The sequence below is a fragment of the Cyclobacterium sp. genome, assembly GCF_014762705.1.
Taxonomy (GTDB): domain Bacteria; phylum Bacteroidota; class Bacteroidia; order Cytophagales; family Cyclobacteriaceae; genus Cyclobacterium.
In genome coordinates this window covers 22,535-42,929 of record NZ_JABURL010000089.1, presented here as the reverse complement: position 1 = coordinate 42,929, position 20,395 = coordinate 22,535, and the positions used below count along the sequence as shown (strand labels likewise).

14 protein-coding genes are annotated in these 20,395 nt (G+C 42.2%); 5 read left to right on the top strand and 9 right to left on the bottom strand.

Annotation, left to right across the window (positions count from 1 at the left end; genetic code table 11):
• The first annotated feature begins 38 nt into the window (after positions 1-38).
• Positions 39-968, top strand: a complete 930-nt coding sequence (locus tag HUJ21_RS16710; RefSeq protein WP_166146094.1) for a helix-turn-helix domain-containing protein — start codon at positions 39-41, stop codon at positions 966-968.
• Here the strand turns inward: HUJ21_RS16710 and HUJ21_RS16705 are convergent.
• Genes HUJ21_RS16705 through HUJ21_RS16695 form a run of 3 tightly spaced genes read right to left on the bottom strand, consistent with a single transcriptional unit; the run spans position 951 to position 2,390 of the window.
• A complete protein-coding gene (locus tag HUJ21_RS16705) occupies positions 951-1,730 on the bottom strand; it encodes a geranylgeranylglyceryl/heptaprenylglyceryl phosphate synthase (protein WP_291371790.1) in 780 nt (259 codons plus the stop codon). The genes HUJ21_RS16710 and HUJ21_RS16705 overlap by 18 nt on opposite strands.
• Entirely contained in the window at positions 1,714-2,046 is a 333-nt protein-coding gene (locus HUJ21_RS16700) for a hypothetical protein (protein ID WP_291371789.1), read from the bottom strand. Before HUJ21_RS16700 ends, HUJ21_RS16705 begins: the two co-directional genes overlap by 17 nt.
• 2 nt (positions 2,047-2,048) lie before the next feature.
• Positions 2,049-2,390: a phage holin family protein gene (locus HUJ21_RS16695; RefSeq protein ID WP_291371788.1), complete on the bottom strand. Its 342-nt coding sequence runs from the start codon at positions 2,388-2,390 to the stop codon at positions 2,049-2,051.
• Positions 2,391-2,655: 265 nt separating this feature from the next.
• Here HUJ21_RS16695 and HUJ21_RS16690 point away from each other — a divergent pair, with 265 nt between their 5' ends.
• A complete protein-coding gene (locus HUJ21_RS16690; protein ID WP_291371787.1) occupies positions 2,656-3,303 on the top strand; it encodes a DsbA family oxidoreductase in 648 nt (215 codons plus the stop codon).
• A 35-nt stretch (positions 3,304-3,338) separates the two neighbouring features.
• The gene (gene crtD / locus HUJ21_RS16685; protein WP_291371786.1) at positions 3,339-4,808 is read left to right on the top strand and encodes a 1-hydroxycarotenoid 3,4-desaturase CrtD; all 1,470 of its coding nucleotides are present in this window, start codon (positions 3,339-3,341) and stop codon (positions 4,806-4,808) included.
• Here crtD and HUJ21_RS16680 read toward each other — a convergent pair.
• The 5 genes from HUJ21_RS16680 to HUJ21_RS16660 all read right to left on the bottom strand — a co-directional run bounded on the left by HUJ21_RS16680 (position 4,805) and on the right by HUJ21_RS16660 (position 15,549).
• A complete protein-coding gene (locus HUJ21_RS16680; RefSeq protein ID WP_291371785.1) occupies positions 4,805-6,205 on the bottom strand; it encodes a transporter substrate-binding domain-containing protein in 1,401 nt (466 codons plus the stop codon). The genes crtD and HUJ21_RS16680 overlap by 4 nt on opposite strands.
• Before the next feature lie 124 nt (positions 6,206-6,329).
• Entirely contained in the window at positions 6,330-7,649 is a 1,320-nt protein-coding gene (locus HUJ21_RS16675; protein WP_291371784.1) for a TolC family protein, read from the bottom strand.
• Positions 7,650-7,651: 2 nt separating this feature from the next.
• A complete protein-coding gene (locus HUJ21_RS16670) occupies positions 7,652-10,714 on the bottom strand; it encodes an efflux RND transporter permease subunit (RefSeq protein WP_291371783.1) in 3,063 nt (1,020 codons plus the stop codon).
• 6 nt (positions 10,715-10,720) lie between these two features.
• The gene (locus HUJ21_RS16665; RefSeq protein ID WP_291371782.1) at positions 10,721-11,797 is read right to left on the bottom strand and encodes an efflux RND transporter periplasmic adaptor subunit; all 1,077 of its coding nucleotides are present in this window, start codon (positions 11,795-11,797) and stop codon (positions 10,721-10,723) included.
• A 380-nt stretch (positions 11,798-12,177) separates the two neighbouring features.
• Complete coding sequence (locus HUJ21_RS16660; protein WP_291371781.1) at positions 12,178-15,549, bottom strand: TonB-dependent receptor; 3,372 nt, start codon at positions 15,547-15,549, stop codon at positions 12,178-12,180.
• 421 nt (positions 15,550-15,970) lie between these two features.
• Between HUJ21_RS16660 and HUJ21_RS16655 the strand changes: the two genes are divergently transcribed.
• The gene (locus HUJ21_RS16655) at positions 15,971-16,660 is read left to right on the top strand and encodes a lysoplasmalogenase (protein ID WP_291371780.1); all 690 of its coding nucleotides are present in this window, start codon (positions 15,971-15,973) and stop codon (positions 16,658-16,660) included.
• Between the two features lie 183 nt (positions 16,661-16,843).
• Here HUJ21_RS16655 and aspS read toward each other — a convergent pair whose 3' ends face one another.
• Positions 16,844-18,604 carry an aspartate--tRNA ligase gene (gene aspS / locus HUJ21_RS16650; protein ID WP_291371779.1) on the bottom strand — a complete coding sequence of 587 codons (1,761 nt, stop codon included), beginning with the start codon at positions 18,602-18,604 and terminating at the stop codon, positions 16,844-16,846.
• 234 nt (positions 18,605-18,838) lie between these two features.
• Here aspS and HUJ21_RS16645 point away from each other — a divergent pair, with 234 nt between their 5' ends.
• Positions 18,839-20,116 (top strand): peptidoglycan DD-metalloendopeptidase family protein, encoded by a 1,278-nt coding sequence (locus HUJ21_RS16645; protein WP_291371778.1) that lies wholly within the window; start codon positions 18,839-18,841, stop codon positions 20,114-20,116.
• The last annotated feature ends 279 nt before the right edge of the window (positions 20,117-20,395 follow it).

Sequence of the window (20,395 nt, the reverse complement as noted above, 5' to 3'; positions counted from 1 at the left end):
AATATACTTTTGCTTAAGTAAACCTAAAGGCACTAATCATGGAATATTACAATAAGGTGATCGAGTCGGTTGGAGTTAGGTACGTTAAAGGAAACAACTTTAAAATAGAACGGCCCGTTACCATCACCGATTATTCAGATTCTGAAAACACAGCCATCCTTCTTCACAGGGGTTCTTTAAACTTTGGAGAGGACCAAGAGTCTGTAAATGAGGGAGAAATACTTTTTATTCCTGCTGCCAGGTCTACGAAGGTTTCTTTTGGTACGGTCACCAAAAGGAACGAAACTAACAATGAAAGTTTCCTGGAGAACAAAAAGAAGTACCTCCAAACCATAAGTTTTAAAGACATTAAAAATGAGGAAAATGACTGCATCACCTCACTTTCCTTTGAAGCGAAGGTATTTGATGTGGTTAATTTTTTTAATTCTCTCGGGATTCCTGCATTTGTAATCCGTTTCAATGACAGGATCGCATCTATCATTGAAGATGTGGTAAAAGAATCCGAACAAGCTACCCCAGGTAAGGAAAGGGTGATCAAGTTATATACCGAACTGCTGGTAGTAGAACTTGTCAGGCATATCTTAAAAAACAGGCTTTTTGTTGAGGAATTGTCCACAAATAGCACCTATTTCAAAGATCCCAGGCTTATTGACATGTTTAATTACATCAAAAAGAACATTGGAGGAGACCTTTCTAACAAGGTTCTTGCAAAAGTGGCCAATGTCTCGGAAGACTATGTTGGCCAGTATTTCAAAATGCTTACAGGGATCAACCCACAGGATTATATCGAATACCAGAGGATGGAAGCTGCCGTAGAATTACTCAGAACCACCAAAAAAAGCATCCGGGATATAGGCAAGGAAGTAGGGTATAAGGATACAGCTTACTTTTGCAGAAGATTTAAAATGATGTATGGACTTCCTGCCGGTAAAATGAGAAGGAGAGAATCTTTAATTAACGTTCAGTGAGGCATTATAACATTTGGCATAATGAAGGACCTCAGCTATCAGGCTGGGGTTTTTTTCTGCCCCATTGCCAATGACCAGCACATCAGCACCGGCCTTCCAGGCCTGCTTTGCCCTGGCCAAAGAATTAATCCCTCCCCCTACAATCAATGGGCATCCTGTATGTCGATTTACTGCATGGATCATTTCAGAAGAAACCGGTAGCTCTGCCCCACTCCCGGCATCCAAATAAAACACGGATAAGCCAAGGTACTTTCCCGCCAGCGCAGTGGCCACTGCCAAATCGGGTTTGTCATGGGGAATCGGGATGGTTTGACTGATATATTCCACACTGGTTGCATTTCCCCCATTGACCAGCATGTACCCGGTAGGGATGATTTCCAAAGCACTTTTGGCCAAACTTGGCGCTGCAAGTACATGTTGTCCTATCAGCAATTCCGGATTTCTACCGGATATAAGGGATAGAAATAAAATACCATCTGCCTCTTCTGAAAGCTGCATGGCGCTTCCAGGAAAAAGGATGATGGGAACGCTTCCTGCAGCAAGTCTTTTGACGCGTTGAAGACAGGCTGTCAGTTTATCCCGGTTTACCAGACTTCCACCCACAAAGAAAAAGTCAATGGCAAAGTCAGAAGAACTTTGGATCAGTTCATCAAAAGAAGTTTGTTGATCCATTTTTTCAGGATCAACCAAAAGGGCCAGGCATTTGGACCCTTCCTTTTTTCTTTGGAGAAGAAGGTCTCTTAGTTCACTTCCCTGGTTCATTCTCTTCACTAGCTTTTGCCACCAACTGCTCCAAAAGCCTTGACTTACCATAATCAAGGGCCATCCAAAAAAACCTGTTTCTGATATTTCGCAGTATGCTGAATTTCTTTTTTTGTTTTCCTTTGCTCTTTTTTATCGCCTGCTTTTTTTTGCCGCTTCCGGAGAATAACCTGACGGTACCCACAGCCAATAGCCCTCCCATCAGGGCTATACCTCCTACTTTGATATACACCCTGGAATCCTGCTTCAACAACTCCAGCTGCTTCTGAAGGGTTTGTTCCAATTCCTCAGATTGCCTTTTTAATGCTTCATCCATGATCAATCCTTTTTACTCTTGAATAAAAACACGTACCGGGAAAGTGAATTTTTAAACCCTTTTTGAACAAAATTGGCATTCCTTACCAGGTATAAGATGATGAATAACAAAAAGTAAATTCCCGTCAATAATAAAAACCCCACGGAAGTGCTGCCATGAAGTTCGCTAAAATAAAAAGCTAGCGATATACTGCCAAACAACAGGATAAAGGACGCTGCCAAAACCATTAGCAGTAAGATGCCTACCCTCGCAGCAATGCTACTAATCTCATCCAGGATTTCAGATTTTAAGATTTTAAACCTTACTTCTATCAATTTTTTAATGGTGGTAATGATCTCTGTCATACTACATCAATATTATATGGAAATAAAATGCTATTCGGTTGATCAAGTTAGTATATTTTATATCAAAAACCTTGCTGAAGGTGATTAGTACCTCCATTTCGTGAAAATCTGTGGCTAAAATGCCAAAACCTGTACACCTCAGGTTACTATTACCCTTTTATGGTTTCTTAAATAATCCGCATAGACTGAACCGAAGCCAGCCTATCAATTGTTTGTTCTGTGGATTCGGGATTCGATGTTATTCGCCCTAAAATTAAGTACGGACATGCAAATAGAAATTTGGAGTGATATTGTTTGCCCCTTTTGCTACATAGGCAAACGTAAATTTGAAAAAGCCTTGCAGACTTTTGAGCTGTCTGATGAACTGCAGATAATTTACAGGAGTTTCCAGTTAATGCCCGACATGCAAACAGATCCTGATAGTTCCGTCAATGAATTTTTGGCCAGGGAAAAAGGCATGACCCTGGAGCAGGTTGCCGAAATGAATGTACATGTCGGGAGGCAGGCAGCTGCTGTCGGCTTGGATTATCAATTGGAAAAAGCCATTGTCGCCAACACCTTTCAGGCCCACAGGTTGTTGCACCATGCCAGGGACCAGAACCTTCAGCAACAGGCGAAGGAGCGATTTTTAAAAGCCTATTTTACCGAGGGGAAAAATATTGACGACAAATCGACCCTGATTCATTTGTCGGAAGAAATCGGATTGAAAGTAGCTGATAAAATACTTGCCGGAGACCGATATGCTGCTGAGGTAAAAAAGGATATCCTGGAAGCCCGGCAATTGGGGATTAAAGGGGTTCCATTCTTTGTATTTGACAGGAAATATGCCGTTAGCGGTGCTCAGGAAGCCGAAGTATTTCAGAACACCCTCGCCCAGGCTTTCAAGGAATGGAAAACGGAATCCCTGATTTAGCCTGAACTCTTCCATTTCCTTTTAGTTTTACAAATATGGGAAAAAAAGCAATTGTAATCGGCTCGGGAATTGCAGGACTGGCGGCAAGTATCAGGCTGGCCAATAAGGGATATCAGGTACAGGTTTTTGAATCCAATGCCTACCCGGGAGGGAAACTTTCTGAAATTTCCATCCAGGGCTATCGCTTTGATATGGGCCCATCCCTTTTCACCTTACCCGAACAGGTGGATGAACTGTTTGCCCTTTCAGGTAAAACCGCCAGAGAGCATTTTCACTATAAGCGGCTTGAGGTGAATTGCCATTATTTTTGGGAGGATGGCACCCGTCTCCGGGCTTTTGCCGACAGGGAGGCGTTTGCAAATGAAGTAGAAAAAAACTTGGGGGAAAACCCTGAAAATATCAAAAAGGCACTTGACAAATCCGCATACATTTACAATTACCTCGCTCCGCTTTTCATGCACAGGTCCCTGCACAAGTGGGGCACCTGGATAAACAAAAAAGCCTTGAAGGCTTACCTGAGATTGGGCAAATTGGGCTTGTTCAATACCATGAACCAGGCCAACAAAAATCATTTTGACAATGAAAAGCTGGTGCAACTTTTTAACAGATATGCCACCTACAATGGCTCCAATCCCTACCAAACACCCGCTACCCTGAACATCATTCCCCATTTGGAATTTAACAGGGGAGCCTATTTTCCTGAAAAGGGAATGCATGCCATCACCCAAAGCCTGTATACGCTTGCCACTGATCTGGGAGTAAGTTTTTCATTTAACAAACCTGTGGATAAAATTGTGGTTGAAAAGCAAGTGACCAAAGGCGTGGTGGTTCAGGGCAGGTTTCAGGCTTCAGACCTGGTAGTCAATAATATGGATATGGTAAATGCCTATAAGACTATTCTCAAAGACCAGAATCAGCCCACCAGGTTATTGCAACAGCCCAAATCCAGTTCCGCATTGATATTTTACTGGGGCATCAGGAAAGAATTTCCTGAACTGGACCTACACAATATCTTGTTTAGTGAAGATTATGCAGGGGAATTTGACCATATTTTCAACAAAAAAAGCATTAGTGAAGATCCTACCGTTTACATCAACATCACTTCGGTTCATAAAAAAGACGATGCCCCGGAAAACTGCATGAATTGGTTTACCATGATCAATGTACCCAATAACCAGGGGCAAAACTGGGAACTGTTAAAGGCCAGGGCCAGAGCGTCCATCATCCATAAAATCAACCGCACGCTCCATACAGATATTGAACCCCTGATTGCGGTAGAAGAAATACTCGATCCCATTACCATAGAGTCTAAAACGTCTTCTGCAAATGGGGCACTTTATGGGAACAGTTCAAACAACAGGTACGCTGCATTTTTGCGGCATGCCAATTTTTCTTCAAGTATAAAAGGACTTTATTTCTGTGGAGGAAGTGTGCACCCAGGAGGGGGGATACCCTTATGTCTGCTTTCTGCCAGGATCATGTGCGACCTGATTCCCAAAGCCTAAGATTCCACCAATACCTTGTAAGACTCATACAAACCATACACCTCCCGAACATACCTTACTGTAACATGCCCTTTGGCATAGCCACTTTTTACCCAGGGATCTCTATAAATTTCGGGTTGAGATTTCCTTTCCAGGTAATAGGCTACATTTTGCCATCGGCGGGTATCTTTTCCGTATTTATAAGCCAGTCTCCATGCATCCTGTACATGCCCGTGCCCCACATTGTAGGAGGCGAGAATAAATTTAATCCTTTCGGTGTTGTCCGGTACCCTCTCCATCCAAAATCCATCCAGGTATTTGAGGTAACTTACACCACCCCTTAAGCTCTCATTGGGGTTATTGGGATCATTGACACCGAACCTTTGTAAGGTGACGGGCATCAATTGAAGCAAACCTACGGCACCGGCATAGGAAACGGCTGAATTATTGAAACGACTTTCTTTGTAAACCAGCGCAGCAAGCAAGCGCCAATCCCAGCCGAGTTGGTCCGCACCATCCTTTATGATATCATCATATTTGGAAATTCTCCCGCCCGAAACGGATGAAAAGGCAGAAGAGGTACGGTAATAACTGTTTTTCTTGTTCAAAAAATACTTGTGATAGAGAATGGCTTTATATCCTGTTCGGTCTATACGGGCAATCCACTCATTGATCCGGTTTAGTAAATCCGGAGCATTTTTTCTTATTGCCCATGAAACCGGGTTTGCCTGACTAACCATAAGGCTAACATCTAGATTGTCATAATAAGTCGCATTGACCAAAGCCACATCATCATCCACAACCGTATAATCAATTTCTTCTTGTACCACTTTATTGATGAGATTCTCCAGGCCAGTATTTTCTTCTTCCAAAGTAAAGTTCAACTGGAGAGAATCCTGAAGAGAAAGCAGGCGATCCTTGTATATCGTTCCTTTCTTGATATAAATTTTCTTTTGGTCCAGTTCAGCAAGGCTATCTATATGGGTCCTGTCTTTTCTTTGAACGACCACTGTTTTCATCATCCCAACAGGTTGGGTAAAAGCGGCATATTTTTTCCTTTCCTCATTTACTTCAAAATTAATGGCTACAATATCAGCCTTTCCTTCGTTTAATAACCTGAAGGCATCCTCTATATCATGCCTGACAATCAACCGCAAACCTACTCCCAGTCTATTGGCAAGGTTTCTTAGCAACTCAAACTCGTAGCCCATTGTTCTTCCCCGATAGATGTAATAGCTGGCGGAAGAATTATCCACGATGGCCCTGATAAATCCCCTGTTTTGAATGGCATCAAAATCAAGCTCTGCCGGAAACTCCCAAAAATCAGGCTTGGATTCTTCTACATCTGCTGACTGGCATGCATCCAAAAATGGCAGCAAAAAAATGATCTGAAGAAAAAAAAACCAAGTCTTTCTCATACTTTATAGCTCCCTATTGGGGCGTTGGTCAAATCAATTATAGCCCATTATCCTCAATTAACCAAAAAAGCCCGGTATTATCTACCGGGCTTCTACGGATTTCCCATTTAGGGAAAATAATGTTTTATATATCCTGCGGGAAATATATTTTTCCTGAAATCCTCATTAATTCTATTTCGTTTTCCTTAATGGTATACAAAGATTCTATCAATCTGCTTTCTGCCTGCAGGCGGTTTACCTGGGCATCCCTAAACTCCAGGTAATTGGCTATACCCAGTCGAAACCTGTCCAGGGCTATATCAGCATTTTCTACAGCCACTTCATAATTCTTGCGTTCTATTTCCAACAACCGTTTGCTGTTTTGATAAGTATTGTAGGTCCGCTGTAAATCAGCCTGCATTTGGTTTTCATACTGCTCCATCAAATGCCGCTGGTTGTTGATTTGAATTTTGGCCCCTTGGATTTGGCGGTTTAGGGAAAGTCCACTGAATAGGTTCAAACTGATGGTGGCACCAAGATTAATTCCCTGTTGTTGGTTGCTTAAGAGGAATCCTGCATCCGAGTTGAGGGTATTGTCATTGTAAGAACCATTAAGCGTAATCGTTGGCAGTCGCTGTGCCCTCAATTGCTTGAGCTGCAGGTAGGCAACATTTTCCATGCGTTGTGTCACCAAAAACATCTTGTTCTGGCTGTAGGCATTTTCCCGCAGCTCCTCCATGGAGAGGTTTTCTTCTATGATAATGGTATCCCTTACTGCGAAATTATCGTCCAGGCCCAGTGCTAGCAATTCATTGAGATTAACCCTTGAATTTTGAATGACCTGTTCCTGGGTTACCAGAGCGGTAAGGTCTGCATTGTAATCCACCTGAGCCGCTAAAAAATCGCGTTTGGAGGCCCTGCCAAATTCATATTGTGCTTTGGCAATTTCCAACCTTTCATCAGACAGCTCCAGGGTATTGTTCAACACATCATACCGCTGTTGCTCCAGGACCAATCTGTAATAGGCAGTAGCTATCGCCGCTACTGTATTTTCAATGACCACTTTGGCTTCAAGCTCACTGACCTCTGTCAGTTTCCCTAACCTTTGCAAAGCTACCACAGCATCTGCACTAAAGCCATAAATTGCCACGAGGCTGTAATTATTCGTTCTTGTCTGCGCTCCTGGAATGATCCTGGGATTTTCCGGGTCACTGACGAATGCCTGCTCCGTATCCTCTCTGCGATAACCCCTGGTATTGTTTAGGTCAATGGTAGGCATCAATAGGCTGGTGCCTAATTTTCGATCATTTTCCGTCAAAAGGACCTGATTGGTAGCTATTTTAACATCCAGGTTATTCTCCAATCCAATTTCAACCGCTTTTTGAAAAGTCAATATTTCCTCTTCCTGCGCAAAAAGGGGGAAAGAAAAGACAATCAATACGTGTAATAATAAAAATTTCTTCATAATTAGACTCTTGTCAATCTGCCTTTTTTAGATGTCAAATAAGAATAAATTCCAGGGATGACAAACAGCGTGAGGATAGTAGCCAAAAGCAGGCCTCCGATAACGGCCACACCCATAGGCACCCTTCCCTCGGACCCGGCTCCCAAAGCCAGGGCAATGGGCAGTATACCCAGGATAGTAGATAAGCTGGTCATCAGAATCGGCCTGAAACGGGCTGCGGCAGCTCCTTCAATAGCTTCGGAAATACTCATCCCGGTGGCTTTCCTCTGGTTGGCAAACTCAACTATCAGAATACCGTTCTTCGTGACCAGACCTATGAGCATGATGATTCCGATCTGGCTAAATACATTGAGTGTAAAATCAAACAACCACAGAGAAAATAATGCCCCGAATATGGCCAAAGGAACCGTAAACATTATGGTAAGGGGGTCCATAAAGCTTTCAAACTGAGCTGAAAGTACCAGATAAATCAATACCAGGGCAAAAATGAAGGCAAAAACCAAACTGCTCGAACTGTCCCGGTATTCCTTGGACAATCCTGCCACATCAGTAGAATAGGTTTCATCCAAAACTTCGGCTGCTATCTTGTCCATTTCTTCCAGGCCTGTTCCCACTGTTTCTCCTGCCGCCAATTGGGCTTGCACGGTAGCACTTACAAAACGATTGAACCTGTAAAGTTGTGGTGGCGTACTCCTTTCAGAAATTCGGACCAGATTATCCATTTGTACCAACTGACCATCCTCTCCCCTTACATAAAGCATTCTCAGGTTAATGGGTTCATTTCTGTCCTCTAATCGCATTTCCCCTACTACCTGATATTGTTTCCCATTCATGATAAAATAATCAAATCGCTGTCCGGAATAACTCAACTGAAGAGTTCTGGCTATTTCCTGTACCGAAACACCAATATTTCTCGCTTTCTCTCTGTCTATCTCTACTTCAATTTCAGGTTTTGTGAATTTCAGGTTGACATCCGAAAAACTAAAGGCAGGATTTTGACCTACCCTTTCCATAAAGACAGGTATTATTTCCTTCAATTTTTCCAGTGTCTGTGCCTGAATAACATATTGAATGGGTAATCCGGCTCTCCTGTCACCTATAGAAGGTTCCTGGGCTCCAAATGCCCTGACCGCTGTTTTGGTTTTCAGGTATTCAGAAACATCATCAAAAATCATTTGCTGTGACCTCTCCCTTTCTGAAGCATCTTTGAGAATCACTCTCACGAAACCTGAATTGGTACTGGCACTGCCAAAACCAGGAGAAGTTACAGAAATCAACCCAGCTCTTTCCGCATCGGGTACTAGTTTCATCAGATCCTCGGTCATTTCGTCTATGACCCTATCCATATAACCAAAGGTTGCTCCTTCAGGTCCTGCCAGGTTTATTCTAATTTGTCCCCTGTCCTCAAGAGGTGCCAATTCGGATGGAATGTCATTGAACAGGTAATAAGTGCCCATGCCCATAATGGCCAATAGAACAAAGGAAACCCATTTTACTTTCATAAAACCGGATAAGGCTCCTGCATAGAGGTCATTCAACCATAAAAAGAAGGGTTCGGTTTTGGTGTAGAGCCAATTTTTCTTTTCCCTCTTTTTCAGCAATTTGGAACTGAGCATGGGCGTCATGGTAAGTGCCACAAATGAGGAAATGATAACAGCCCCTGCTACCACCACGCCAAATTCTCTGAACAACCTACCTGTGGTGCCCGTAAGGAATATTACCGGCAGGAATACCGCTGCCAATGCCACCGTGGTAGCAATCACCGCGAAAAAAATCTCTTCAGCTCCCTTTTCAGCAGCCTTATCGGGATCTTCTCCTCCTTCTATTTTGGTGTAAATGTTTTCCAATACCACAATGGCATCATCCACCACCAATCCAATGGACAAAACTATGCCCAGCAAAGTAAGTACATTGATGGAAAAACCGGCAAAGTACATGATAAAGAATACCCCGATCAAACTGATGGGAATGGTAAGTACAGGGATAAAAGTAGTTCTCCAATCCCGCAGAAAGAGGAAGATGATCAAGACTACCAGGACAAATGCCAGCAGAATGGTTTCCTGTACCTCGCTGATGGAACTTCTGATATATTTGGTCGTATCAAAACCTATTCCCAACTCAATATCCGGCGGCAAATCCTTTTGAATAAAATCCAACCTCCGGTAAAATTCATCCATAATTTCGATGCTATTGGAGCCTGGCAGCGGAACCAGTGCCACCCCTACCATGGGGACACCATCTCTTTTCAACACCGTCTTCTCGTTTAGCGGAGCAAGTTCAGCATTGCCAATGTCCTGAAACCTGACCACATTGTTGGACTCTTCCTTTATGATGAGCCTGTTGAATTCATCCGGAGTACTCATCCTGCTTCTGGTCCTGACAGAAAGTTCTATGGATTGTCCTTCAATGCTCCCTGTAGGCAATTCTACATTTTCACTTTGCACCCTTGTAAGCACATCCAGGGGAGTAATACCATAAGATGCCATCCTCAAGGGATCCATTCTCAACCTGATGGCATACTCTTTTTCTCCCCAAATCCGGATTTCACTTACCCCATCTATGGTTTGAAGCCGCTCCTTAAAAATATTCGTGGCGATATCGGATAAATCGAGCAGGCTGCGCTGCTCACTTTGAACATTTAGAAAAACTATGGGCTGGGTATCGGCATCTTGTTTGGTAACTATGGGAGGTTCAGCATCTATGGGAAGATTCCGCTGAGCCCTGGACACCCTGTCCCTGACATCATTGGCTGCAGCTTCCATATCAGCTCCAACTTCAAATTCCACTGTAATACTGCTACCCCCATCGTTAGAGATGGAAGTCAGGGATTTGATTCCCGATATGCCGTTGATCCCTTCTTCAAGGGGTTCGGTTATCTGTGCTTCTATTACGTCTGCATTGGCACCTACATAAGTGGTTCTGACATTGACCACCGGAGGGTCCACGCTTGGGAATTCCCTTATGCCCAGAAAAGATATCCCGATGATCCCGAAGATCATGATGGTCAGGGACATTACTATGGACAATACCGGCCTTCGGATACTGATGGTGGATAAACTGGACATGAATGATCAATTAATTTGGTTGACGTTTACAGGCATTCCATCCCGGGCTTGCAATACTCCGGTAGTTAAAACCAGCTCTCCCGGAGCCAGACCATCTATGATTTGAACCCTGGTGTCCGAACGCTGACCAATTGTCACCTTTCTGGATTCTATTTTTCCTTCTTTGGCTACATATACCTTGTATCCCTCAAGTTCGGGGATCAGGGATTCCGAAGGGATCAGTATGGCATTGTCTATTTCGTTCAGCACCAACCTTACCCTTACAAACATTCCTGGCAAAAATTTCTTTTCCTTATTCGGGCTCATTGCCCTTATTTTAAGGGTTCTGGTGGCTGCATCCACATTGGGTTCAATCGCATAAACCTTTCCATCTGCCTCCTCAATGCTGTTGTTTGCTCTAAAATGAATGATAGAACCTTCTTTGATTTCATTTGCGTACCTTTCCGGAATAGAAAATTCGATCTTAATGGGGTCTACATTGACTATACTGGCAATTACATCAGAAGTACCGATAACACTTCCCTCAGAAACCTGCCTGAATCCCAATTCCCCGTCAAATGGCGCACGAATGACCATTTTGTCAAGTTGTGCCTCTATCAGCCTCAGGTCGGCAAGATTGGTATTGTACTGATTAAGGACAATGTCATACTCTTCCTGACTGATGGCTTCTCTGGCCAACAATTCTTTTTGCCTGTTCTCCTGGCTCTCGTACAATTTTTTGGTAAAAGTCAGTCTTTCCCGCTGGGCATCCAATTCCTCATCATTGAGGTAGAGCAAGGGTGTTCCTTTTCTCACAAACTGGCCTTCATTGAAAGCAACTTTTTCCACTAATCCGGCTACTTCGGGCCTTAGGGTAACTATTTCATTTGGAATCAAAGAACCTGTGATGTTGAGGTTATTTTCTAACTTCTCTTGTTTGAGTTCCACCACATTCACGGGCAAACTGGATTGGGCTCCCCCATTTTGTGAAGTGGTGGCTTTTTCCTCTCCACCAGTTAAAATATCCATCCTGGGGTAAAAAAATATAACACTTATCACCAACACGATGATAAGTATCAAAATAATTTTGGTCTGTTTTTTCATTCCTGTCTCAATAGTAAATAATTCCCAAAATCCAGCAATTCCGGATCGCTATATTAAATAAGTGGTTTTCACTTGAAATGTTTTTTTAATTTAATTTTAAAAAGTCCTTTTTGACTTACAAATAAACAAATACGTACGGGTTTTAAATCCATTTGTCAACAAAATAAATCATGTTTTTTAAAGAAAGGAAACAATAAAATATAAAAGGCGATACCCAGCCACCAATGGCATATTCGTGATAAAAAAAAGAGATTTCTGGTTGTTTTGAAACCTGTTTTTTCAAAATTCTAATAAAATTCATCAAACAGATGTAATTTTTTAGCACAATAAAAAAAAGCCACCCTTCGAGAAAGGATGGCTTTTTAGTTCGATTTCTATATTTAGAATATGTATCTCAACCCTACCTGCATGCTCCAGGTAGTACTTGTAGTGGTGATGTTTCTGAAGGGAGTGGTGGGCAGGATGGTTTCTCCATTTTCAGTAACCGTATTCATCCTAAAAGTAGAAGGACCATCTTGTTGCACATCAACAGGAACCAACAAATTCTGGGCATTATTGAGTGTCTTGGCCAGCCCCCAATCAGAGTTCAATAAATTTCCCACGTTCAACACATCCAAACTGATTTGAAGGGTGTTTTTCCTATTCCCCAAATCTGTAAACAAATCCTGAAGTATACGAACGTCCATCCTGCTGAGCCAGGGAAGTAAGTTGGCATTCCTATCAGCGTAGTCTCCTCTTTTTGAGCTTAAGTGGGAATCATTATCCACGTATTCATTGAAAGCTGCCAACTGCTCTTCCGCAGTAAATTGTACAACTCCGTTGTCGTCGACGATATCTGTGAAATTTATTTCACTATTGTTGGCAGGAACATATAATAAATCAGAATTGATGCCATCGTTATTGATGTCATTCAGGTACCTGTAACTAAATCTACCCTGGTGAGAACCACTGTAGAACAAGGACAAGGTAGTTGATGCATGGTTCAGATAAGTAAATTGATAAGACAAACTACCTACAACCCTGTGTGGCACTGCGAAAAATGAAGGGTACAACAACTGCTGGTTGGGATTATTGATATTTGGTCCTGCAAAGGCAGAATTTGCGGAAGACCCAGGATTACTGGACACTTCATCTGCATAAGTATAGGTATATGCAATGGAACCAAAGAACCCATTTCCCGCATTTACATTTGCACTAAAGGTAGCGTTGAAAATATTTCCCTTTTCTTCCGTATTGGAAAGGATAAATACATTATTGGCACCTACAGCAGGGTTGAATCGGGGAGCACCATCAGGGTAAAATTCCCTGTTATCGTTACCATTGTTCATGAACTCAGTTGCTTCAGCCCTGTTGGCAAGAAACTGGTAAACCGCATTCACGTCTCTGGTATACATCAAATCTGTTGTCAGGGTAATGGGCAAGGTCGGCATTTCATAATCCAGACCAAGACTTGTCCTCCAAACACTTGGCATTTTGAATTCGTCATCAACCAGGGCAATGGTACCAGGTACTCCGCCTTCAGCACTGGTCAGAAACACATCTTCCGCTCCGGCAGGGGGGTTGTTTGGCCAATAATATTGGTCGGGATTAAAGGTGATACCTTCGATCCAGTCTTCTACCTGGTCATAGCCATTGGGTTCCACATTGTTTTGGTATCCACCTGCTCCTGACGGCATATTGGTAAACCAAACAAATGGGATGTTTCCAAAAAATATACCCGTACCACCACGGAGTTTGAGCATGCCATCTCCCGTAATATCGTAATTGAAGCCCACTCTGGGGCTGAGGTTAAGCCTGGACTTGGGCCACTCCCCGGAAGTATAATTTTTACTCCCTCCATCAATAGACCGGAATTCCAAAGCGTCTATCTCAGGATTGGTAGTCAGATCGTTTAAAAATAATGGTAGTTCTCCCCGCAATCCAACCGTCAAATCCAGTTTCTGGTTGACATTTATTTTATCCTGAATGTAAAGCCCTCCAGTTCCCAAGGTAATACCACCATAAGTGTCTGCTCCTTCATAAGGATACGTTATTCCGAACATTATGGGAGAGACTTCATTGGGCGTACCGGTACTTAAAAAATCCTCAACAGATGCATACCGGTAATAAGATGCTCCGATCCTCAAAAACTGGTTGCCAAAATTTTGGGATTCAAAAGCTGCTCCAGCGGTAATTTCGTGTTTTCCAGCAATGTAGGTTAGGTTATTGACAAAATTGAAATTATTGTTAATAACATCATTGCCAAAGGTAAAGGGGTCATAACCTGCAGTGATATAGTTGCTTCCACCGTCTGGTAAGCCGGTATTCGGATTGGTCCCTACACCAGACCAGATATCGATGGTAGGAAACACCCTGTCACTGAATGAAGATCGGGTGGTCTGAATTTTTGAATAGGACCCTATAAATTGATTGGATAGCCTTGGTGAAAAATAACTGCTCAATTCGACAGCATAGGAATCTACTATATCATCAAATCCATACTGAGTGGATTCAAAAGCAATGGACTGGTCACTGACCCTGTTGGTAGCCGACCTGGGTCTGGGGCCAGAGGACCCGTTGACCAGTGAGGATCTGCTACCACGTACATTACTGAACCTGGCGGATAATTTATGCTTATCGTTGATATTCCAATCCAATCTGGCAAATAAGGAAAGGCTCTCATCACCGGCATCATTGGCATAACCCTGGTACCTTCCCGGATCGTAACCCCATTGGTCAATCAAATGCTGTCTTACAGCAATCAGATCCGATTCCCTGGTTCTGGAAATATTTTGATCCGGAACAGCTACTCCATCTTGAGAAGGCCTCCACAAATTGACCGCATTGGGGTTGGTTCCTTCATTTCTGGTTTGCTCAGCATTTACAAAAAAGAAAAGCTTGTTTTCAATAATTGGTCCCCCAAGTCTAAAACCCAGAATGCGGGTGGAAGCCTGGTCTTGTTCATCTAATTCGAGATCACCAACTCTCCTGCCATTAAAATCCTGGTTCCTGAAAAACCCGAATGCCGATCCTTTAAAAGTATTGGTACCACTTCGGGTGATCGCATTCACTCCTGCTCCGGTAAATCCACTTTGCCTCACGTCAAATGGGGCAATATTTACCGTAATTTCTTCAATGGCATCCAGGGAAATGGGTTGGGACCTTCCACCGGGAAGCAAGCCGTCACTAAGTCCAAATCCATTATTGAAATTCGCACCATCTATCTGAACATTGTTATACCTGCCATCTCTACCTGCAAAACTGTTTCCATTGGATTGAGGTGTCAGCCGGGTAAAGTCAGTTAAACTTCTTTGGATGGTCGGAAGTGAGTTAACCTGTTCGTTACTTATATTGGTAGCTGCACCAGTTCGGGAAGAACTGAAATCACTTGACCTTATGGCTGTAACCACCACCTCTGACAGATCCGCGCTTTCGTCCAGAAGGACAACATTCAGGGCATAAGGCTCACCTAATCTCAAGGTGATGTCCGTGTAAGATTGAGACCTGAAACCCACAAAACTAATTTGGACGGAATAGGGTCCGCCGGTTCGTAGGTTAGGTAAAGTAAACCTGCCCTCAATATTTGTAACTGTTCCGTAGCGGGTACCTGATGGCTCGTGTACCGCTACAACATTTGCTCCGGGAAGAGTTTCGCCCTCTCCGTCAGTGACGATACCCTGAAGAAAACTCGTTGTAACCTGCGATTGGACAGCTCCCACCGCAAAAACGAATAACAGGGTAACCAATAAAATTTTTTGTAGTATTTGCCTCATTTTTAACAATTAATTTGGTAGAATTAAATAACTTTAATTTAGGTATAAGGTTATCCGGGCAGGTACAAAGGTAAGCCTATATGGAGACTATTTTTTTGACGAATTGTTATATTTTCAATTGATACCGTAAAAATAGTTAACAAAATCTTAATATTAGAAATTAGAAGTAAATTTTTTAAAGGGCTCCAAATACATCCTTAAAAAGTCTTTTTATACTGAGATTTAAAAAAACACGCTACAAATGTTCTAAATCCGCTTTTTTCATGATCTGCCTCGCCTTATCGGTCAAATTCTTATCCGAAAAGATTCTCTTAAAATTGACAGGACAAAAATAATCATGCTACCAATCATTGATTTGAATTTTTACTGTTAAAGTCTTTATCTTATGGATTCAAAAAAATTCCCATCGAAAACGAATAAAATGTACAAAAAAGGAATTGTCTGGTTGTATCTATTCTTACTATCTGCTTTGGCAGACATGGCTTTGATCATCCATGCAGTGCCCAATTACAGGATACTTTCCAAACCATTGATAGTAGCGGCCCTGCTGGGCTATTTCCTTTATTCTACGAAACTTATCAAAGGAAGTCTTTTGAGAATAAGTGTGGCTGTGGCCTTATTTTCATCCATTGTAGGCGATATTTTACTTTTATACCCACATTTATTCCTGTATGGTTTAGGGGCTTTTTTTATGACACACATCTGCTATATTGTTGCATTTAAACTTACCCAAAACCATACTTTCAATCCATTGAAAGTAAATTTTATCAAGATGTTTCTATACAACTTGCCCATCTACATTCTTGCAGCCTTTGTCTACTTTTTGATACAAAAACAACTTTTTGATTTGAAAATTCCTGTGGTGATTTATCTATTGGCCATAGTCATGATGCTGACCATCGCCAGAGAAAGATATGGCAGAACCAATAATTCCAGTTTTTGGCAAGTGTTTTTGGGGGCTTCCCTCTTTTTTATATCCAACGGCCTTCAGGCCATGGACAAGTTCTTTTTTCCTATACCTGATGGGAAAATATTGATCATGGGATCATATGTACTCGCCCAACTATTAATTGTCATGGGCATCAGAAGCCATTTGCTACAATTTAAATGACCTTCCAGGTAGGTTAAATGAAACATGCATGGCCTAACTGCGCCACCGCACACAGGTATTACGAGGTAAAACTGTTTTCAATCAGTCCCTAGAATTCCCGATTTGAAGATCGGGACTGATTTTGTTGAAGTTTCAGCTTTTCCCCTGGTCGCGATAGGCTATATATGCTTAATCTCGTTTAATTTACAGTTCTTTTTTCTCCCTGATGGCTATGGACAGCTCTTCAAGTTGACTTTCAGAAACAGGGCTTGGGGAATTGATCATTACATCTCTTCCTGCATTATTTTTTGGAAAAGCGATGTAATCCCTGATAGAATCACTACCTCCAAATATGGCGCAGAGCCTGTCAAAACCAAAGGCAATACCACCATGGGGCGGTGCTCCATATTCAAAGGCCTCCATCAGAAAACCAAATTGGGACTGAGCTTCAGCTTCGGTAAAGCCCAAATGTCTGAACATTAGTTGTTGGGTTGCCTTATCGTGGATACGAATAGACCCTCCTCCGATTTCTACTCCGTTAATCACCAGGTCGTAGGCATTGGCCCTAACTTTTCCGGGATCGGCATCCAGTAAGGGGATGTCCTCCTTTTTTGGGGAGGTAAAAGGATGGTGCATGGCGTGAAACCTGGCAGTTTCCTCATCCCACTCCAGCAATGGAAAATCCAATACCCAAAGTGGCTTGTAGGTGAATCTGTCTCTCAAACCCAGGTCTTCTCCCATCTTCAGCCGGAGTTCGGAAAGTTGTTTCCTGGTAGCATTCAGCTCTCCGGACAAAACCAAAATCAAGTCCCCTGCTGCTGCCCCTGCTTTATCCGCCCAGGCTTTCAGGTCCTCCTGGGTATAAAATTTATCCACCGAGGATTTAAAAGTACCATCTTCATTGCACTTTACATATACCAAACCCCTGGCGCCAATCTGAGGTCTTTTTACCCAATCCGTTACCGCGTCAATTTGTTTTCTGGTGTATCCAGCAGCACCAGCGGCACAAATACCCACCACCAATTCGGCATTGTCAAAAACATTGAATCCTTTTCCCTGTGCCAAATCCGTCAATTCAAAAAAGGGCATACCGAATCTTACATCAGGTTTATCGTTGCCATACAACCTCATGGCATCTGCATAAGTCATGCGGGGAACTTCTTCCAATTCCACTCCTTTAACTTCCCGAAACAAATGCCTGATCATTCCTTCAAAAATTTCCAAAATATCCTCCTGCTCCACAAAGGACATCTCACAGTCTATCTGTGTAAATTCAGGTTGACGGTCTGCTCTGAGATCTTCATCCCTGAAACATTTGACAATCTGAAAATAACGGTCAAAACCACTGACCATCAACAGTTGCTTGAAAGTTTGTGGTGATTGTGGCAGGGCATAAAATTCACCCGAATGAATCCTGCTGGGCACTACGAAGTCCCGGGCACCTTCAGGCGTAGATTTGATCAATACAGGTGTTTCCACCTCCATGAAGTTCTTTGCATCCATGTATTTCCGGGTTTCCTGCATCATTTTATGTCTCAGGTGCAATTTTTCGCGGATCACATTTCTCCTCAAATCCAAATACCTGTACTTCATCCGCAAATCTTCCCCACCGTCTGTATCGTCTTCGATAATAAAAGGAGGCACCTTTGCCTTATTCAATACTTTCAAACCATTAACCCGTATCTCTATATCTCCTGTTGGGATCCTGTCATTCTTGGCTGTACGCTCAATAACAGTACCTTCTGCCTGAACTACAAACTCCCTGCCTAGTGAACCCGCCTCTTTGAGCAAGGAAGCAGCCACTTCCCCCTCTTCAAATATCAGTTGGGTGATGCCATACCTATCTCTCAAATCTACCCAAACAAGCCCTCCTTTATTTCTTACCCTTTGGACCCATCCGGCCAGGGTTACTGTTTTATTTAAATCCTCTAGACGCAGCTCTCCACAAGTATGTGTTCTATGCATAAAATTTAATGTTTGTTTGCAATTAATCGCCAAAGATAATCATTCAAAAGAGAGATTGCTATTTTAGCTTGAAGATAAAGCAATAGACAGGACTTTTTATCCGTTGAAACATTCACATGCTTCATGTATGTTTATCCAAAAAGCGTATCTTTAGGAAGAAAAGTAAATTTCAATTGTAATTTATCAGGAAAATTGACTTATTTTGCATAACATTTATTATTTAAACTTGATTTTATGAAAAAATTTTGGACATACAGTGGAATCCTCTTGATTATCGGGATGGTATTCTGGGTAGTTGAAAGGAAAGAAAATTCACCCGTAGAAAAAGAAGAGCCCGAGCTGGCAATTGTTGAAGAGGTTATACCCATTGAAGAGAATTTACTTTATGGCATCAACGTGGATGAACTGGACATTACAGAAGGGATAGTCAAAAGAAATCAAACCTTGTCCGCTATATTGGCACCTTTCAATGTGCCTTATCAAATCATCGATGAAATTGCCAAAAAATCATCCGAGATTTTTGATGTGCGAAAAATTGCTTTCAACAAAAAATACACGGTGCTCACTCCTAAAGATTCTTTAAAAGCCCAGTTTTTTATTTATGAGCCCAATCAAACCGAATTCGTAGTCTTCAAACTGGATCAACCGGAAATTTACAAGGAAAGCAAGCCAATGGAGATCAAGGACAGGGAAATTGGTGGCACCATCACTTCTTCCTTGTATGTCAACATGGTCGGCCTGGGCCTTACCCCTGATTTAATTGACCAGTTTGCGGATTTGTACGGTTGGGTGGTTGATTTTCAGCGACTCCAAAAAGGGGATAAATTCAAAGTAGTATTTAAGGAACAGTTGGTAGAAAACCAAACAGTAGGCATAGAGGATATTGAGGCAGCTTATTTCGAACATATGGGACAGGGATACCATGCCATACCTTTTGAGCAGAACGGTATTGTTTCTTATTTTGATCAGGAAGGCAATAGTTTGAAAAAAGCATTTCTCAGGGATCCGCTGAAGTTTACCAGAATCAGTTCCAGGTATAGTTTAAGCCGTTTTCACCCGGTACAAAAAAGGTATAAGGCCCACCTGGGTACAGATTATGCTGCTCCAAGGGGCACAGAGATCCGTTCTGTGGGTGATGGCACCGTGTTGGAAGCTGGCTATAGCGGAGGCAACGGCAATTATGTTAAAATCAAACACAACGGCACTTACTCTACCCAATACCTTCACATGTCAAAAATCGGCAAAGGCATCAAAAGAGGCACCCGGGTGAAACAAGGACAGGTAATCGGATATGTGGGAAGCACCGGACTGGCAACCGGACCTCACCTTTGTTTCAGATTCTGGAAGCACGGCAAACAAGTTGATTGGCTAAGAGAGGACATCCCCCCCGCCGAACCTATTGCAAAGGAAAACCTGACAGCATTTGAAAAGGTAAAATTGGAAAAATTGGCACAGCTGGACAGTGTCTCCTACACAGAAAACGTGGAATTGCTTACAAGCCTGGATGATTAATCAAAAGTGGTCTTAAATTAGACCACTTTTTTATAATAATGCTATTTTAAACCATTTTTGAGTTAATTATTAGAGAAGCCTTATTTTTAACCTTTTCATAATCATATGATATTATTTTTGCGTTTTTTATTTAATTAAATTCCATTATTGCTAATTTTTGAATTCAAATCCATTTTTATAATTATTTCGCAAATATTGACTTAACATCCATTTTATTCTAACCATAATTTAAGCTATTGGATGGGTTTTTCTACTTCTTAAAAAACAAAGATTTCCCAG

Bases quoted from the DNA above. Each gene is read 5' to 3' on its own strand.
- HUJ21_RS16710 (WP_166146094.1), top strand. From the start codon at position 39: ATGGAATATTACAATAAGGTGATCGAGTCGGTTGGAGTTAGGTACGTT.
- HUJ21_RS16705 (WP_291371790.1), bottom strand. From the start codon at position 1,730: ATGAACCAGGGAAGTGAACTAAGAGACCTTCTTCTCCAAAGAAAAAAG.
- HUJ21_RS16700 (WP_291371789.1), bottom strand. From the start codon at position 2,046: ATGGATGAAGCATTAAAAAGGCAATCTGAGGAATTGGAACAAACCCTT.
- HUJ21_RS16695 (WP_291371788.1), bottom strand. From the start codon at position 2,390: ATGACAGAGATCATTACCACCATTAAAAAATTGATAGAAGTAAGGTTT.
- HUJ21_RS16690 (WP_291371787.1), top strand. From the start codon at position 2,656: ATGCAAATAGAAATTTGGAGTGATATTGTTTGCCCCTTTTGCTACATA.
- crtD (WP_291371786.1), top strand. From the start codon at position 3,339: ATGGGAAAAAAAGCAATTGTAATCGGCTCGGGAATTGCAGGACTGGCG.
- HUJ21_RS16680 (WP_291371785.1), bottom strand. From the start codon at position 6,205: ATGAGAAAGACTTGGTTTTTTTTTCTTCAGATCATTTTTTTGCTGCCA.
- HUJ21_RS16675 (WP_291371784.1), bottom strand. From the start codon at position 7,649: ATGAAGAAATTTTTATTATTACACGTATTGATTGTCTTTTCTTTCCCC.
- HUJ21_RS16670 (WP_291371783.1), bottom strand. From the start codon at position 10,714: ATGTCCAGTTTATCCACCATCAGTATCCGAAGGCCGGTATTGTCCATA.
- HUJ21_RS16665 (WP_291371782.1), bottom strand. From the start codon at position 11,797: ATGAAAAAACAGACCAAAATTATTTTGATACTTATCATCGTGTTGGTG.
- HUJ21_RS16660 (WP_291371781.1), bottom strand. From the start codon at position 15,549: ATGAGGCAAATACTACAAAAAATTTTATTGGTTACCCTGTTATTCGTT.
- HUJ21_RS16655 (WP_291371780.1), top strand. From the start codon at position 15,971: ATGTACAAAAAAGGAATTGTCTGGTTGTATCTATTCTTACTATCTGCT.
- aspS (WP_291371779.1), bottom strand. From the start codon at position 18,604: ATGCATAGAACACATACTTGTGGAGAGCTGCGTCTAGAGGATTTAAAT.
- HUJ21_RS16645 (WP_291371778.1), top strand. From the start codon at position 18,839: ATGAAAAAATTTTGGACATACAGTGGAATCCTCTTGATTATCGGGATG.